The 16,112-nt window shown below is 50.4% G+C and carries 20 protein-coding genes; 1 reads left to right on the forward strand and 19 read right to left on the reverse strand.

What is annotated here, in order from left to right:
* Window positions 1-42: 42 nt before the first annotated feature.
* The 5 genes from BL249_RS09165 to BL249_RS18740 are packed head-to-tail and all read right to left on the reverse strand — an operon-like array spanning window position 43 to window position 4,612.
* The gene (locus BL249_RS09165) at window positions 43-624 is read right to left on the reverse strand and encodes a tail fiber assembly protein (RefSeq protein WP_099707215.1); all 582 of its coding nucleotides are present in this window, start codon (window positions 622-624) and stop codon (window positions 43-45) included.
* Window positions 621-1,484, reverse strand: coding sequence for a macro domain-containing protein (locus tag BL249_RS09170; RefSeq protein WP_099707214.1), 864 nt, complete (start codon window positions 1,482-1,484; stop codon window positions 621-623). Before BL249_RS09170 ends, BL249_RS09165 begins: the two co-directional genes overlap by 4 nt.
* Complete coding sequence (locus BL249_RS09175; protein WP_099707213.1) at window positions 1,481-2,779, reverse strand: phage tail protein; 1,299 nt, start codon at window positions 2,777-2,779, stop codon at window positions 1,481-1,483. Before BL249_RS09175 ends, BL249_RS09170 begins: the two co-directional genes overlap by 4 nt.
* Window positions 2,776-3,402, reverse strand: coding sequence for a hypothetical protein (locus BL249_RS09180; RefSeq protein ID WP_099707212.1), 627 nt, complete (start codon window positions 3,400-3,402; stop codon window positions 2,776-2,778). The genes BL249_RS09175 and BL249_RS09180 overlap by 4 nt, the downstream gene beginning before the upstream one ends.
* A complete protein-coding gene (locus BL249_RS18740) occupies window positions 3,386-4,612 on the reverse strand; it encodes a baseplate J/gp47 family protein (protein ID WP_143354813.1) in 1,227 nt (408 codons plus the stop codon). The genes BL249_RS09180 and BL249_RS18740 overlap by 17 nt, the downstream gene beginning before the upstream one ends.
* A 21-nt stretch (window positions 4,613-4,633) precedes the next feature.
* Between BL249_RS18740 and BL249_RS09190 the strand changes: the two genes are divergently transcribed.
* A complete protein-coding gene (locus tag BL249_RS09190) occupies window positions 4,634-5,377 on the forward strand; it encodes a hypothetical protein (protein WP_099707211.1) in 744 nt (247 codons plus the stop codon).
* A gap of 21 nt (window positions 5,378-5,398) precedes the next feature.
* On the opposite strand, the gene BL249_RS09195 is transcribed toward BL249_RS09190, so the two are convergent.
* The 14 genes from BL249_RS09195 to BL249_RS09260 form a co-directional block, all read right to left on the reverse strand.
* The gene (locus tag BL249_RS09195; protein WP_099707210.1) at window positions 5,399-5,746 is read right to left on the reverse strand and encodes a hypothetical protein; all 348 of its coding nucleotides are present in this window, start codon (window positions 5,744-5,746) and stop codon (window positions 5,399-5,401) included.
* A gap of 11 nt (window positions 5,747-5,757) precedes the next feature.
* The gene (locus tag BL249_RS09200; RefSeq protein ID WP_099707209.1) at window positions 5,758-6,474 is read right to left on the reverse strand and encodes a phage baseplate protein; all 717 of its coding nucleotides are present in this window, start codon (window positions 6,472-6,474) and stop codon (window positions 5,758-5,760) included.
* Window positions 6,471-7,475 carry a hypothetical protein gene (locus BL249_RS09205; protein WP_099707208.1) on the reverse strand — a complete coding sequence of 335 codons (1,005 nt, stop codon included), beginning with the start codon at window positions 7,473-7,475 and terminating at the stop codon, window positions 6,471-6,473. Before BL249_RS09205 ends, BL249_RS09200 begins: the two co-directional genes overlap by 4 nt.
* Window positions 7,475-7,741: a hypothetical protein gene (locus BL249_RS09210; protein ID WP_099707207.1), complete on the reverse strand. Its 267-nt coding sequence runs from the start codon at window positions 7,739-7,741 to the stop codon at window positions 7,475-7,477. The genes BL249_RS09205 and BL249_RS09210 overlap by 1 nt, the downstream gene beginning before the upstream one ends.
* 8 nt (window positions 7,742-7,749) lie before the next feature.
* The gene (locus BL249_RS09215; protein WP_099707206.1) at window positions 7,750-8,418 is read right to left on the reverse strand and encodes a hypothetical protein; all 669 of its coding nucleotides are present in this window, start codon (window positions 8,416-8,418) and stop codon (window positions 7,750-7,752) included.
* Between the two features lie 3 nt (window positions 8,419-8,421).
* Entirely contained in the window at window positions 8,422-10,281 is a 1,860-nt protein-coding gene (locus BL249_RS09220) for a lytic transglycosylase domain-containing protein (protein WP_099707205.1), read from the reverse strand.
* A gap of 64 nt (window positions 10,282-10,345) precedes the next feature.
* Entirely contained in the window at window positions 10,346-10,963 is a 618-nt protein-coding gene (locus BL249_RS09225) for a hypothetical protein (RefSeq protein WP_099707204.1), read from the reverse strand.
* Complete coding sequence (locus BL249_RS09230) at window positions 10,963-11,391, reverse strand: hypothetical protein (RefSeq protein WP_099707203.1); 429 nt, start codon at window positions 11,389-11,391, stop codon at window positions 10,963-10,965. Before BL249_RS09230 ends, BL249_RS09225 begins: the two co-directional genes overlap by 1 nt.
* Before the next feature lie 23 nt (window positions 11,392-11,414).
* Entirely contained in the window at window positions 11,415-12,743 is a 1,329-nt protein-coding gene (locus BL249_RS09235; protein WP_099707202.1) for a hypothetical protein, read from the reverse strand.
* Window positions 12,743-13,690, reverse strand: a complete 948-nt coding sequence (locus BL249_RS09240) for a hypothetical protein (protein WP_099707201.1) — start codon at window positions 13,688-13,690, stop codon at window positions 12,743-12,745. Before BL249_RS09240 ends, BL249_RS09235 begins: the two co-directional genes overlap by 1 nt.
* A complete protein-coding gene (locus tag BL249_RS09245) occupies window positions 13,677-14,105 on the reverse strand; it encodes a hypothetical protein (RefSeq protein WP_006119748.1) in 429 nt (142 codons plus the stop codon). The genes BL249_RS09240 and BL249_RS09245 overlap by 14 nt, the downstream gene beginning before the upstream one ends.
* Entirely contained in the window at window positions 14,102-14,542 is a 441-nt protein-coding gene (locus tag BL249_RS09250) for a hypothetical protein (RefSeq protein WP_006119750.1), read from the reverse strand. Before BL249_RS09250 ends, BL249_RS09245 begins: the two co-directional genes overlap by 4 nt.
* Window positions 14,542-15,012: a hypothetical protein gene (locus tag BL249_RS09255; protein ID WP_006119752.1), complete on the reverse strand. Its 471-nt coding sequence runs from the start codon at window positions 15,010-15,012 to the stop codon at window positions 14,542-14,544. The genes BL249_RS09250 and BL249_RS09255 overlap by 1 nt, the downstream gene beginning before the upstream one ends.
* 65 nt (window positions 15,013-15,077) lie before the next feature.
* Window positions 15,078-16,106 (reverse strand): major capsid family protein, encoded by a 1,029-nt coding sequence (locus BL249_RS09260; RefSeq protein WP_006119754.1) that lies wholly within the window; start codon window positions 16,104-16,106, stop codon window positions 15,078-15,080.
* Window positions 16,107-16,112 lie beyond the last annotated feature (6 nt).

Consider the following 16,112-nt stretch of genomic DNA (forward strand, 5'->3'; position numbering starts at 1 on the left):
AGTTAGCTATTGTTTTGGGGAAGCCCAATAAAGTACCAAACCTTAGTTTGATGGCGTTTGGGGCCACTCAATATCAAGTGGGATTGACGTATCCACCCGGTTCAGTGATACGCGATATTTTTTCCAGTCCGTTAATAGTCGCTTTTCTTGATCCGTAGCAATATCGAGATCAACCGCATCTTGCAGTGGGGCGATATTCACATTCGCTGTCTGCATCAAGCGGCTCTTCTGGTTTTCTGCATCACGCAGCCGTGCCGCTTTTTCAGCCTCATCATCCTTCACCCACTTTCTGCCGTCCCATTTCTGATACTGACCGTCAGGCGCAAGTGAGGTCGTGTTGTCGGGCAGAGGTCCCGGCACGGTAACATAAATCTCTCTCCCCGTTCCGGTATCAAAAATCGTCCTGCCCCGGTGGTCCTCTGCCAGTGACCATTTTGCCTTATCCGGGTCAAATACCGCCACATGAGCGGCAGGGATATCAGGCGGCGCAATGTCCGTGCAGTTCGCAGGCAGTCCGGTATGGGGCGGAATGAAAGCATCCCCCGCACCAATAAACTCCTGCGTGTCGGCCCGCAGGTTATAGACTTTCAGTGTCTGTGCTTTTTCGCTCATCTTAAAGGTCATTTTTTTACTCCGTGGCTGTGTGCACCGATGCTGATGGAAGGATTATGGTCATGGCGCCCCCATGTGGATGAAGGGACACCGTGAGAATGAGAACCAGGTGTCACATGCGTAGACTGCTGATACGCCCCGCTCAGAACATCATCAGCCTGATGTTTCAGACTGATGCAGGGCTGGCCCGTACGGGAACAGGTGGTTCTGTAATCCCCGAGCCCGATGTATCCTGTGCCGGCGTTCGGGCAGCAGGTTGCCGACGGGCAATATGCCGTTGTGTTAAATACTGCCCGCTGCCGCTCTGTCGCATACTGCCAGCTGATATTCCGTGTCGGTAAGATGACGCTCTGCCAGGCAAGCAGCATCTGCCGGGCCACACTCTCCGGTGGCACCCGCCCGCATCCGGCACCCATCGCCGGGAACACAACGGTACGGATTTTCTTATCATCCGTGGCATTCAGGTTATGTTGGTGGATAGCCAGCAGCGCCGCGCGGGTGGCGTTGTACACCGCATCAGTGCCGTCGACTGCCTGTGGCACGCGCATGGTCGGGGCATGCACCAGCCAGGGATGATTGCTGTTCCCGCTTTCAATAACGAACGCGGTACCCACCGGCTGCTCCCCCAGATACTCCCTGATAATACGGTTCTGCACCCGTGTCTGAAGCTGCGTCCCGAAAAACGCCGTAATGGCCGCATCAACGCCGCCGTCCATCAGGCCGAAGCTGTTGGCGGCGCTGACCATGCAGTCAAACGCCTCCAGTGTTTCAAACGGACCGCGATGCACGGTGACGTCCGGTATAGCGGAAAAGGCGCTGTCGAACGCCTGTGCCATCGCCGGAACCGGCGCGGAAAGAATCAGCTTAATCATGCAAGCCTCACAATGTAGTTAAACGCAATATTTTTAACGGTGTTTTCCGCATTGCCTGTCGCGTCAATGGTGGCGCTGTGACCGTGCGCCCCCATATCGATATAATGATTATGACCACCGATACCGACCCAGTGGTCATGAGGGCCAATGTAAACCGTATGGCCGTGCTGACCGTCAGTCGACGACCGGTCCGCCGTCCATGCACCGCTTGTTCTTTGTCCGGCAGCCAGACCGCCGCTCTGTTCGCCTGTCCACGGGTTATAGGGAAAGGCATGACTGTGCGCCCCCTGCGCGTCAGTCCCCTTGCCGCCGTAGTCAAACGTTGTCGTCTGTTTTGAGCCGTAATCAAACCAGCTGGTCATCTTCCTTCCCAGGTCGACACTGCTGACGGAGGCCGTGTGCGTATGGCTTTTAATACCGTCCTGCTCCACCGAGAGCACAGCGCGACCGCTCTCCGGTTTACCCTTTATAATCCAGCCACGCATATCCGGCAGCCGGCCTGAAGGGTATGCTGCCGCTAAAAGCGGGTACTGCTGTCTGTTAAACTCCTGACCTGACATCAGCGTATATCCTGCCGGGGTTACGTCTGACGGCCAGGGGATGGGTGCCCCGACAGGGTAAGTGTCGAAACTGACGCCGGAGGGATTCAGAACCGAAAAAAAAGTTTTCATCCTGTCGGGAATGCAGAGGAAAGGAACATCTTTAAGTAAATCACCGGCACCAAGCTTCTGACCGCCCTTTTTTAGCAGCGGATAATTCCCCGAAACTTTACCCCCAAGAGTAAGCTGAAGCGTGGCTTCCCCGGTATTATTCAGTTGCGGGATAACAACCAGAGGAGTCCTCAACGTCCAGTCTGTATTTCCGTGCAGGAAATACGTGGCCGGCAGTTCCAGCGTCAGCGCATTCGCCGTACCGCCAGCAACACCCGCCGTATAATGTCCGCTCTGCAATTGCTCTATTTGTACAAACTGATTTTCAGAGCCGCGGGTCGCAAAATTACCCACCACATCGTTCAGTGCCCACCCTTTCGCCGTGGTTCCCTCCTGCCCGCGTACTACGGTCAGCATATCGTTACTCACTGCGGTAAGGTGGCATACCTCAAAAACGGTTTCTTTGGCATCTGTCAGCGTTATTTTTGCGTACACGCGAAGATTATTCGAAGCATTCGTATAATCACTGGTGAGCAATTTAGCAAAAACCTTTCCGTTACCTGGCATCACCTGAAGGGTGGTCTGGCTGGCGGTAATATCTGCCGCCAGTGACGAAATTACGTTGTTACCGAATCCTGTAATCATTTCACAACCACCGTTGTCGAATACTCATAAATAAATGGCAGTTTAACCAAAGACTGATCAATGGCATCCTTGAGAAAATGCCCAACACCATCTCCATAATCCGGTATGGCAATTGAAAACATTCCTGCATCTACTGTTACACTAACGTCATACGTACTTTGCAAGCATGGGTCTACGCCATTTACACCATGAATGAAACGCGCAACCCGACGCTTAAGCCAGTCAATACAAAAATGAGTCCCATCGCCCTTATAAAAATTCCATGTTAAAATCCTTTTGAAGTAATCATCAGGGACATAGGATGCTGAGCCAGGTATATAATTTTTCATCCTGGCGTAAGCTATAACATTGTACTCAATGGTATTATACGCTCCTCGAGCAATTGCATCTTCTGACACCTGTAATAATGGCCTCTCCTCTCCATATATACCCATAGCGATCCAGTCCAGAAGTTCGCCAATAATTAGCGATGACGTCCAGCATGGCAACTTAAGATTATTAAGATAATCTAAATATTCCTGTGCAATCTCGTTGTATGACTCAAAAAAAGCCACTATGTTTTTGTCATCTCTGTATTGAACGAAGGGATATGCGGGGATTATTTTCTTAGTTAGATCCTTCATATTGTTTAACCTGAACTTGGGAGGTAGACGTAGAAAAATAGGCGTAAGTATCGCCATATACCAGACTGGAGTTGTCAACAGGTGGTTTGATTTTACCGTTAATACCGACCTGAACCTGAATCATTGAAACTAAAGATAAAGGCACTAAATCTTTTACGGAGTTAAGAAATATTTCCTGTATCTCAAAGATATTTATTGGCTGACCTACAGCAACAGAGTTCACATAATCGACAATATTTTGCTGAACTGCCTTAGCCATCCCATCAGGGTCGATATAACTTGTTGATGCCGTATTCCAGGTAATAAAAATCATCGCATTCTGGGATGACGGCACTACAAAAGGAATACGATACACATCGGGGTAAACATCGATCTCAATTGTTTTTTTCTCCACCTCATCACCTGATGGATTACTCACATCGTTTGTCAGGATGGATATATCCGGTACGGATTTGTAAATAGCATAAGCAACTTCATACGGATCTCCACCTCCTACAACAGCAACCCATTTTCCAAGCGCCGCCTGCCGGTACGAGATGAGGTTTTTCTGCACTCCATCTACCAGTTGCAATAATGAACGAAAACAGTCGGGTGTACCTTGTACTGCCATCATCCCCGCCTGCATCACCTGTGCACGATAAGATGAATAGCTTTGTTCTCCTTCGCCTGGAAGGCCAGCAACAAGGTTAGTACAGGTTACTGGCTGAGATTTCGGTACCGAAGTGATGATCTGCGTAACTGAACCTTCTGGTACCGCCCAGGAACCCTCAGACGTTGCCAGGCAGTACAAAGGCTCAGTTTGTCCGCTTGAGGGGATTACCGCATCACGCACCACCGCGTACTGGTTATTTCCATCGCCAACAGTAAAGCCCTTCGGTATAGGGAATCCCGGAAGGCCAGAGAACACCACATACACGGATGTGTTTGTTCCCTCCCCTTGCTGCACGCCGTAAATGTTACCTAACTGCATCAGCAGCGGGATATTAGCGCCGTATGGGCTACATGAATTGATAAGATCGACACGTAGCTGATCAATCAGTGCAATCGCTCCTGTGCCTGTACCAGCCATATCGGTTATCAGTCCCGGTGGCAGGTTTGCGGTGTAGCCAGGTACTTTTGCAGCGACACGAGAAATCAGACTGGCTAAAATGGTCTTCGGCGGCGTGGGCTGTGCCCCCGCCTCGGTCATGATTATGGGCAGATCAGACATATTCTCCCCTAAGGATAATTTATGAAGAAAAAATTACTGCTATTAATAACAATGATCACATCCGGATGCGTACCATATGCACACCAGACAGATCTTTCTGATTGTCTAAGCATTGGTAATTACACAAACAAAATAACTAATGAAAAAATAATCAATGAATTAAATAGTACAGAGATCAATAAAATTCAGAAAATAACTCCTACAGGTAATGTAAAATTTGGCGATGGAGACTCAACTGAATGCCCAGTCACCGTCACTCATGAAAATGGAACATCTGAACAAGGATTTCTTATATCTAGAGGCCGATGGTCTCAGCAGAAAAAAATAGAGTACAAATTTCTTTCAAAATGGGATGCGCAACAACAAGTTGAAGAAAATAATGCAGCAAATAAAATACGTACTGAACAAATAGAATCACAAGCTAGAGCACGCGACACAGAATCAAAACATGATTTTCAGTCTGCATCTATAACCGCATATCCATTCAAGGCAGAGATCTATTGCTATAACAAAAAAAATTTTAACATGTACAAACCAGCGGACTGTGGCATTAGCACTTCTGGAAAATTAGGACCAACAAATATTTATGATAAACAAGCGCTAACTTTTGATATTCTTCTTCCATCCTCATTCACTCTTAAGGCGTCCATGGCTGAGCCAAACTTGTTTATGGGCATTAAGGTTGATATTCGTTCTCGTAAAACAAATGAAGTAGTGAACACCCGCACTGGCAGTTACACTGATACTGTTTTTATTAGCAACTGACTATCCCGATCATACATCGAATCAAACAGCCACCGTTTTTTGATAGCTAACTCCGCTTAGAAAAATAACATCAATTTTATAGGTGGGGTTAGCAGCCCCATCTACTTTTGATATTGTCAGTGATGCGAAGTATCCAGCAAACTGCTGCTGTACCATGTTGACGTAATAGTCAGGGTAAACCTGCTGAACTATCGACTGCTGCGCCGGAATACCGTACTGAGCATAGAACGGCGACTCCCCCAAGCCGAGCTTTAGCGTCTGGATAAGAGTAGTCAGCCAGCCGTATGAGAAATCCCCGTTTGCATCAGGCTCGACCAGTACCCACGTTTTTTTCCCGTTCGCGTCAGTAACGCGCCCCCACGTCCTCATATTGGTAGCCCTTATTCAGTTGGTGTAGGTGGTTTAGAATCGACGGTGTCTCCTCCGCTCTGCACTCCTTCAACAGCGTGTGGGTGTTTGGTCAGACTAACCCCATCTGCGATTACATCATTGGTAACATTCAGCGGACCAATTAACGTTGCTGTCGTATCGCTCATCTCGCTGGCATCCTGCACAATCGAGCCGTTCAGGTGGATAACGCCTTTGAGGAAAATATTGGTCGCCTCCAGATGTATCTCATCTGCCTTTTCGGTGATTTTTCCCGGCTCAACAGTTACAGAACTGGCTCCGTCCGCCGTTTTCAGAATGGCACCATCAGGACCATATAGCACTATTTTGTTCGGTTCCTCCTTCGTCCAACCCGCATTGGATAAAGGTACAAAGAACAGTGGAACCAGTGATAGCGTTAACGACCTGCTAGCAATCCCGGCCCCCAAGCCTGATACCCCTCGCAGCGAAACATCAGCAGCCACGGTCACCCCTTTATCACCTTTCTGTATCGGGTATCTGATGTATTCAAAAGTAGCGACAGGAAGGGTTGTCTGCGGGTACTGAGTGCCATCAGGAAGCATATCGAACTGCACTGTGACAATCTGCCCGTCAACCGCAACAACATGACAAGGTAGAGATCGGCCGGATATAGCGGCCAGGTCTTCATTTGCCGTATGAATCGCGTTATTGAGAGCCTTCAGGAAAGGAAAAGTTTGTCCATTGCTCATGTTGTATTCTTCGCCAGCACGACGGCCTCGTAGATTGTGACCCAGGAGTTGGTGTTATCAGGGTTAAGAAAATCACCGACATGGCGCACGGATGTGACGAGGAATTTACCTGAGAAATTCACCCGGTCACGTAGCGATGAGTACGAGCGTTCTGTGTTAACCGAAAGCAGTGAGCCAGGGCCAGAAATGATATTTTGCGGCAACTCCACCACATCACCACAGCGCAGATCTGCACGCATGGGACATTTGAACGAAACACTGAACATTCCAATCCAGTTCGGCTGGTCCACGAGTTCCTGAGGAAGAATCTGGATGCCGCCAGCGTCACCAACCTCATTGTCAAAGACCCGGATGATTTTGTTTTGCATCACCATCTGCACCCCGGTGTAATCATCGCGATTTACATAAGAGAAAGAGTGACTTCGAATTACGGCAGCAAGTTGAGTTAAACGGGAATAGACGCCGACAGCATCTTCCGGAAGAACCAGTTGATCGCTGATCGCGATTTCAATCGCAAAGCCTGGGTACGCAGCGGTCAGTGCGCGGTTAAGCACATCACTTAATTTTTCCCCCTTTTTCCCGTCTAGGGTGATGCTGTTCTCCTGCCCTTTGTCATTCAACAATGGACTTGGGTTTATCACGAAATTAAGAGACTGGTTAGTACCCTGCCATACCGGGAAAGGGTTATAAATCTGCCCACTGAGAATAAGCCCAGCTTGATTAGGATTTGCCAGTGGCAGGCCAGCAGAAAAGCCGGCGATCAAATCCACCTGACAACCTGCCAGTTGCGTGCTCTCCCGCAGCATTGAAATTGGCACGCCAAACAGGGAGATTCTGGTACCGCTGGAAACAACGTCATATCCAGTGATTAGCGCATCGAACTGTATTTGCAGCGCTGACCCGGGAGTCCGCGAGCTGTCAAACGGTCCGATTAGGTTACCAGTATCATCCAGTGGCGTTTTGCCATTTTTGTCGGTTAGCTCAAGTCTGTAGTATTTCATCAGGTCGCCTCGAACTGGTTAGAACTGACCCGATAGACGAGAGATCCCGGCGCATAGGGGAGCGCCAAGTTGATGTCATAATCGTCAGGAGATCCAACCAGTGGTACGTACGCCACGACCTGGCCTTGACCATCTGTTAGCCTAAGGTAATACCGATTGGCGTAGATGTTATAAGGCACGGTCGCGAATAACTTCGCGCCACCTACTGTTGCCTGGAACGAAAAAGGTGTTTTCCCGTCAGGAGCAAAAGCAATCGTTGTTGTCATTGAGTAGCCTATAATTTCGGAATGGCAGGAATCAGATCACCATTACTCCACCAGGATTTTGTATCTGCTGAAAAGGTTGTTGGCATTCCCGATTCAAATTTACTCATCAGACCGCCTAGCGCCGCTTCCACCTGTGATATTGCGAGAAGTGGCTGCTCAAATTCAATTTCCCATGTGTGCTGAACTTGCTTGTTCTGCTCAGAGAATCCCGACACATCGATCATCGAACGCATCAGGCAACCAGTGTAAATATACGAGGGCGTCATCACGACGTAATACCCACCGCTCTGATTGTGCTTATCCAGTGCCAGCTTCAGGGCGGTGAAGGTGATCCCCTTGGTTGCGTACCCTCCATCCTTCGTGGATGCAGGGCGTAGCATCTGCATTCGCACCTGGTTCGGACGGTTGATAACCGAGTTAGCCGCCGTCGCCATGTTGTAAAAATTGAGCGTTCCGATTTCTTGCCTGATTAGTGAAGTTCCGGCCATTGGAGTGAAGTGGGCTGTTGGTCCGGAGAGTTCACCGTGAAGCAGACCATCAACAATACTCACACCTTCGGTCAGAACCGCGATCGGCATCATGCCCCCGGGTATTTCGGAGGCAATGCCCTCAACAAGAATTATCGGCGAAACCTCGAAGGCCAGACGGAAAGCCTGACCAAAGTAGTTCAATGCCATGCGTTACCTCGGCGTTATGTAGATCCCCTGAACCTGAGCCTGAATATCGGAGCCTGGCTTTTCGTTTACCTGGAGGTTGATTGTGGCCCGATCGCTAACACTCCCCTTGCCAAGGGTGCTGCTCGCGTCACTCAACTGTTGGAGAATGCCCGGATGCTGCTCAACTGCCCCCTGCACTTTCGGCAGAATATTCAGGAGATAATCGACAGTCTCTTTTTTGAGATTGAGATTACCGTCCTTCGATACTGCAATATTCCCGCCGTTGTATTGGGCCAGCGCTTTTGCAATATCCCCACCGTATCTGTTCAGATTGTCGCGGAAATATTTGCCAGCAGCATCGACAGACTTCTCTGGATCAAAGCGTTCCATTGTCGACAATCCATAGCCAGCCGCTGTCGGGGTAGTAAACTGGAAGAGTCCGGCAGCCCCTGACTTTTTGTTGTAAGCCAACGGGTTACCACTGGACTCTTTCATTGCTACAGCGCCAAGTAGCCCAGCTGGTAGTTGGTTATCCTGGGCAACCTTATCAAATCTAGTTTTCAAAGAAGCCAGTTGACTACCTGGCATGTGATAACCAAGGCCATTCTTATCAAAAATGTTTTTATCGGACCAAATTCCGGTGTACTTTCCTGTTGCTGGATTTGAACCTGGTAGTTTCCCATTCAGGTATTCATCCCCATACATTTTAAGGATTGGGTTTACCTGATCCGGCCCTTTCCCTGCCCCTGACAGATCCACTCCCGGAACATTACCGGCTATCCACTTAATGGCCTGGCCCAGCGCTGTAACGATGGCCTTTACACAATCTGCGAAGGTTTTAAGGTCGGTCTGGAAGCTATCTCCACCCAGCCAGTCACCCAGTTTTTGCAGGCCGCTTGCCAGCGTGTCGAATACAGCTTTCCCGTTTTTACCGTTGAGGAATTTTTCAATGCTGGCGGTCAGATTATCGGAGATTTTACCGATAGGGCCGCTCAGCTTCGCCAGCGCCTTCAGGAAAGAGTTACCAATCCGGTCGGCGTTGTACTCAAACTTTGCAGTTACATCCTGGTATTTCTGCTGAGTGCCGCTACCCATATCCCGGTCAAGAACCTGTGACTGTTCAGCGAACTGCTTATTCAACTGCGGCAGACGATCACTGTTCGCCAGAATTTGGTTAGCGGTCGCCACATCGATCACGCCATCGAGACCGTAGCCTTTCAGGACGGATTGCGACACACCTGTGCCTTTGTACTGCTGTAAAAGGCGCGAAACGCCCGTCAGCAGCTTAGGCATGTTCTCAGCTGCGCCAGCCTGCGGATTAATGCCCAACGACATAATCCCGGCATATTGCGGGTTATTAGGATCGTTCTGTACTCCCGCCAGCGCCTGCATGATATTGCTGGTGTTGCTGATACGAGTACCGTAAACGTTGTTGGCCGCCTGCATCTGTCCGGAGGTGACATTCAAACCCTGCGCGGTGCGATACTGATCGGCAACGTGGCGGGCCACCAGCCCATAGCCAAACGGCCCCGCAACACTCAGCGCCGCAATTTTAGTCCCCCAACTGATGGTGGTGGCAAACAGCCCCTTCAGCGTACTGGTGGTAGCCCCGAGAGTTTTATTGATGAGCGTGAAGGTTTTCAGTGTGCCCTGGGCTTCCTTGTTCAGCCCCTTCATGAACTTGTCGAAACCGGACGCATCCGGCTTTTTCCCTGTCTGCTCTTCAGGTTTTTTGGCTGGTGGCCGAGCCGTGAGAGCCGGGACCGGAAAACCACCCGGCCCGACGGCGATAGCTGCCTTAAATTTGTCGGCGATCTCGTGGAGCGCCTTGATTTTTTCGTCGTCGAAATCCAGCGTCAAAACTGGAAGCTGATTCCCTGCCATCAGAACAACCCCCGCGGCGGTTTAAGTTTCAGCAGCTCACGTAACTGAGCCGCTGTTTTCAGGTTTATTCCGCTATCTGTCCAGAGTTCGGGGAATCCGACTCCGGCGGAGAAGTCGAGAATTTCTGAGATGACGTGTTCACCGTCTCGCCAGTATTGGCGGCAGGCTTCAACGTCTGCAATGAAGCAGTCCAGTCCATAAGACTCAAGGACGTGGTTTGACTGCCCCATACTCCATTGACCTGGTCCATAACTTCCTTCGCCTGATTTGGTTTGTTCACTGACGAGACGCATGTAAAAAAAACGAGTTCGCCGATCACATCATCCATATCGACAATTTCACGCTCCAGCGCCACATCCAGCGGTTTGGTATCCCACCCCTTTCCCTCAACTGGATAGACCAGACTTGAGAGGCGAATGATCTCGTTGACCAGAGTGTTGTGAACGCCGTTTGAACCATCCCAGGCATCATTGCTTTTCGCGATTTTTTCGAGGAAGAGATATGCCACCCGAGGTCCGGCAACAATTCCCAGCCCTTCAGTGAAAATTGCCGCGAAAGTTTTAGCCAAAATCAGGAAGTGCTCGCGGTAAACCTCTTTCGAGATTGGCGCAGAATGAACGTAAGCCGTACCCAGTTCAGTTTCGACAGGAACGATCAGGTTCAGGTTTCGAGAAATTTTCATCAGAGATCCCACATTTCCGAGTTGATGTAATAGGTTCCAGTGATAGTAAGGGCAACGCCCGGCTCACCGCCTGCGAAGCTCATGTCAGCCACACTCGTGATGGCAGTATTCAAAAGCTGAAAATCGCCAAAAACTTTGCTGTCCGAATACACCTGAGCATCGCCAATTGCAGAGTTCGCTTCCCACTGCGTTTTGTACTGCGATCCAAGGGACTGGCTGCGCAACAGGTGTACCTTAGCCTGCATAATCATGTACGGCTGAGGTGACTGAACGGCTCCGGTCATGGCCGGGAGGAAATCGGTCATATTCCCCTGGAAGGTCAACTCAATACCCTCCTTAGCAAGATATGAAGCCGAAACGTTGAGTTCGGCATGGTCGGTAAATTTGATACTGGCACGTACGCGGTTAAGCGTGCCAACAGGAATCATTGGATTCGGCACGGTTCAACTCCTTAGGAAAGCTGCATTGTCACGTTGATGTTGAAAATGATTTTTGTGAAGCCGCGCATCGGCGTGTACGTTGCTGACAGCCCAGCATAACGACCAATCTGGTAATCGTTGGGGTTGTCTTTGACGTATTGTTTGAACGGAATAGCGTTCACCGTAACCGGGCCATTTACCAGCCCATAGGCAATGCCCGTGTTAAACACGCTTTGCGCACGCTGCTGGAGTCGGTCAATTCCATCCTGGTCGTAGTAAAGCGGGTTAATCGGATTGTTGCTGCCGTTGATCACTTCGTTCGCCAGGGCCATGTCGACGTTAATCTGTACCCAGTCAACGCTGTACCAGTACGTCGCATCATTGCCATCGCTGGTCACCCCTTTCACCAGGATGGTGTTAGAAATGCCCCCCTCGGCCCCGGTGTCGACGTAGTTGATGTTCTGCGCATCCATCGTGCTAAGAATGCTATTTTTCGCCTTGTTGGCGTTGACCGCTTGCAGATAGCGGAATGCCATCGGCGGGACTTTGTTCACTTCGGATGGAGATGCGGAAACGAAATTCCACATATCGGCAACCGCCGCGTTGGTCGTCGGGTAGGTATCGTCAGCCATTGCGACAATCGACTTAATACTGGCATACGGAGAGATGTAGTTGCTATCCTTCGGTGTATCCTCCAACACGTAGAAATACTGTTTCGCGTCACTGGCGGTGTAGAGTTTGGCCAGCGTGATAAAGTCTGTGTCGCCCTTCCACGTTTCCGGTACCAGATAAGCGTAGAAACGCTTAAGCGGCTCCTGCATATACAGCTTCAATGCAGCGACTTCGTTCTTTGTAACATCCTTCTGGTACCCGAGTTCAAGGAGATAAGTCCCCACTTTTTGACCCTGAGCGAAAAACGTATCAACCGCAGTAACAAGCAGATCACTGTTAGCCAGAGTGAACTGTCCCAACGTAGTCGGTGAGCCATCGAGCGTTGAGGTGCTGTCTGTCCAGGTCAATGAACCTGCCAGTCCCAGCGTCGCCGTGAACGTGCCGTTCCAGGTAGTGGGAGAGCAGCCAACAATAGTGATTTCGATTTCACTGCCCGGATCGCGGTCGATTTTCACATCATCCGGCACTGTCAGAGTGAAGTCAGAACCGTAGGAAGAATTTTCCGCATTCAGTGACACAATCGGAATATTAACCAGATCGGTGATGTCCGAAGACTGAGTGAGAAGAACAGGCTTACCCGGCTCTTGTGTAGTAGCACCAAACGACAAAACAGCCGACATCTGCTGAAGATTTGAGGGCGTGGCCCCGATCGTCTGCGAGACGTTAACGGTGACAATTTCGTATCCCATTATTTAACCTCGTAATTAAAAATGACTTCTTTGATGAGCTGCCGGGAGATGTCCCGCGTGGTGGCCTGGTAATAATTCACGTCGAAATCCACCGTTTTTTTCTTCGCCAGTGCGTTGATTTCCACCTGGTTGGATTTAGCGTCACTGATGATCGGAATGTTGGTCACACCGAATTCATCGCCGGCGAGCGCCGACTCCACAACAAAGTCGACAAAATCGAGCGCCTTCTGGTTACTGAATCCGTAAAGCGTCACGCGCACTGAGTCCTGCGCCAGCTGATAGCGCACGCCGTTGTACGTCAGCGGGGCCACCTGAAGCGGCGTGGTGCTGCGTACGTCAGCGGCGATGTACGGAGGTTTCAGGTTTGAGGGCACAAGGTAGGACGGGTAAACGGTGGCGAACTGCTTCAGCGCTAGCCAGATAGGCGTGCTGTTCGAGATGATTTGTTCGTCGCTGATGTCGTCCGGACTGTCGATAATCTGCGACCGCATGGTCGGAAGTATCGCCATGCCGCGGTAATGGAAAATGCCGGACTGCGTGTATCGGCTTTCCATCCGGGAGAAAGCAAACTGCGTCCCGTCATATTCACCGAGGTAGATAGCGTTTGGATCCTCAACGTTGAAATCGTCGGCAGGTTCTACAGGCGTGAAGATGATGCTGTTTACATCGCGTGAGGTTGTATCGTTCTGCTCGGTCACAACCTGCCTGTGTAGGCTGCCTTTGACCGGGCGGTTCAATGGAACATCTGACAGACCCAACCGGGCCAGCTCGTCAGGGCTCACAATCGAGGCGTTGACCCAATAAACAAAACCATCAAGCGGCAAAACCTGTTTCACATAAAGAGTGAAATTAATTTCCTGACCTGACGATATTGTTTCGACTGCTGACTGCAATACACCTGATAACTGGCTCCCGGTCTGCTCGGCTAATTCGTCAAGACTCGGCATCGTCACCTATCCATGCAACAAAAGATGATTTGAATAGACCGCCATCAATGAAGGACGGACGACGCGGCCCCTTCTCCTGCTTCAGGCGCGAGTTTTTACCTTCCAGCGCGGCCTGTGTCGGCACACCATCTACAGCTAACCCTGCCATTTCCTCGCGTTCGAGAAAAATGTTGAACTGCTGCATAGTTTCCCCGAGCAATTCTCCCTGAGTTAACGGCGCACCATGCTGGATGTGATTGATAAGCGAATAAGCAACAGCTTCGCCCACCTCGGCGCAAATCTCGTCAGAGTGCGTTTCAAAAAAATGGGTGAAGAGTTGGTACCTGTCCTGAAGTTCTTCAGCGACTTCAAACGTGGTAGCCGACGTGTCGCCGTAGTCATACGGCATATCAATGACACCCAGACAGACTTTCACGGCGTGTACCCCCAAAGCGGACCCATTTCCATCAGTACCGCAATAACCTGACGACCATACGGATCCTGCATCATCATCAGGTCGGCCAGTGTCAGATTATTGAGCGCATCGCTGATAGCCATTGAACCCGATGTTCCCTGATCGGCAGCGGAATTAACCAGCCCGTACACTGGCGTATTCAGACCCAGCTTTTTTCGCTGTTCAATGAAGAAATCACCGGGGCCATAACGCAGCAAAAGCGAGCCACCAGCGTTATAAACGGTGTTCGTGTAGATAATGGGCAGGCACTCCAGCCCCAGATTTTTCGGGATAAGCTCAAGTGCCGAGCAGTAACAGCATTTCAGCGTGGGATCATCATCGGAAATAGCTGTTTCAGGTACGCCCATCACGCCACGAACGAATGCGAGGTATCCCTCAAACGTCGGGCGAATGGTCATTATTTTTGTACCTTTACCGTTTTATTCAGTTTCGGTGGGTTATCCTGTTCAACGTTGACGGCCTCACCGGTTATTTCAACGACAACTTCACCCGGTTTAGGCGTTTCGCCACTCTGCATGACAGCTTTATCAACAGCATTACTCATCGACACGGCGTTAGCCTCAAGAATAGCCTGAGACATATCGTCGAGATTTTCGGTTTTTTGCTCCGCATTCTCTTCGATGCGCCCAACGGTCAGCGGCTTATCAATGGAATAGCAGATGCCAGAAAATGTTTTGTCCACTTTGTCGCAGCGCTGGAAACCATACGGCTCATGCTGTTTGATGATGTGGTGAATAACGTCAGACTGGTTATCGATCATGTGCTGGCCGCCAGCGGGGATCGTCACACCAAAGGACTGTGATTTTTCCGGCAGTTTGTAGTTGAACGTATGAGCCTGACGGGAGCAGTTAGCGATAAAAAGTTTCATGAATTTTCCTCAAAAAAATGGGGAGTGTTATCTCCCCAAATCCACCAGTTAAAACAACGAGGGTATTACGCGTATTTCGCAGAAAGCAGCGTCACGCCTTCAGAACGGAAGTTCCAGCCAGGCGTTGAGCGCATGGTGTACAGCGTGGTAATGCCTCCATCCGGCATCGGTGACGGGATTTCAGTCGGCGCAGCAACGTCGCAGAACATCACGTTCACAGCCTTCTGGTTCGGCATCAGAGTCGCGAAAATGTTGGTGTTGAGTTCCTGACGTGCCTCAGGCACAACCAGTTCCGGGTTGGTCACGATAATAAGATCGGTACCTCCGGCACCTTTACCAATCAGCGTGTCGTCCTGACAGAAGATCACATCGTCACCGCTGGCACCGTTAGCGATATTTTTAATCATGGTACCGACAGTTTCAGTACCGCCACCCGGGCGTTGATAGCTGGTCAGTTCAACAACGCCAGTCCATTCCAGCGCCTTCATGAACCGCTGAGGACACAGAACAACGGTGGTCAGGGCCTGCCCCAGCAACATCATGCGGGTTTTCTGATCGGCAATCAGACCGAGTACAAACTTCGCCATTTCACCGGAGTCCCAGGTGGTGTACGAATCGTTGCCCTGGCTGTCGCTACCGAGGTTTACCGTGGTCGCATTTGGTGAGTTGGCGATCCCTTCGTTGTTGGATGCCTTCACGCCATAAATAAGCATGTTGCGAAGCTGCTGCGCGTGGCCCTGACGATTAGCCAGTTGCAGACCGCTGTTAAGTGAATAACCCCAACGGCTCGCCGCATCAGTATCGAGATAGCTGTACTGAGAACGGGTCGAAATGCGGTAAGTCATCATCTGGTCATAGCTCGGAACGATGCTCGCAGACGGTAACTGGCCCGGCAGTGACTGGCCGACATGAGCCTGAGTCGTTGCACGAAGATATTTCTGGTACACAACCAGATCGCTTGAACCGATACGAGCAGAAGGTGCGCCGCCCGGGAGGATTTCGAATGCGCCGGAAGCCATGCTGTACTGCATGACAATATCCGGCTGCATCATGGAAGGCGATACCGTGGTAATCGCTGGTGCGAATGCGCTCATTAATAA

It is taken from the genome of Erwinia sp. OLFS4, assembly GCF_002752165.1.
In the GTDB taxonomy this organism is placed as follows: Bacteria; Pseudomonadota; Gammaproteobacteria; order Enterobacterales; family Enterobacteriaceae; genus Izhakiella.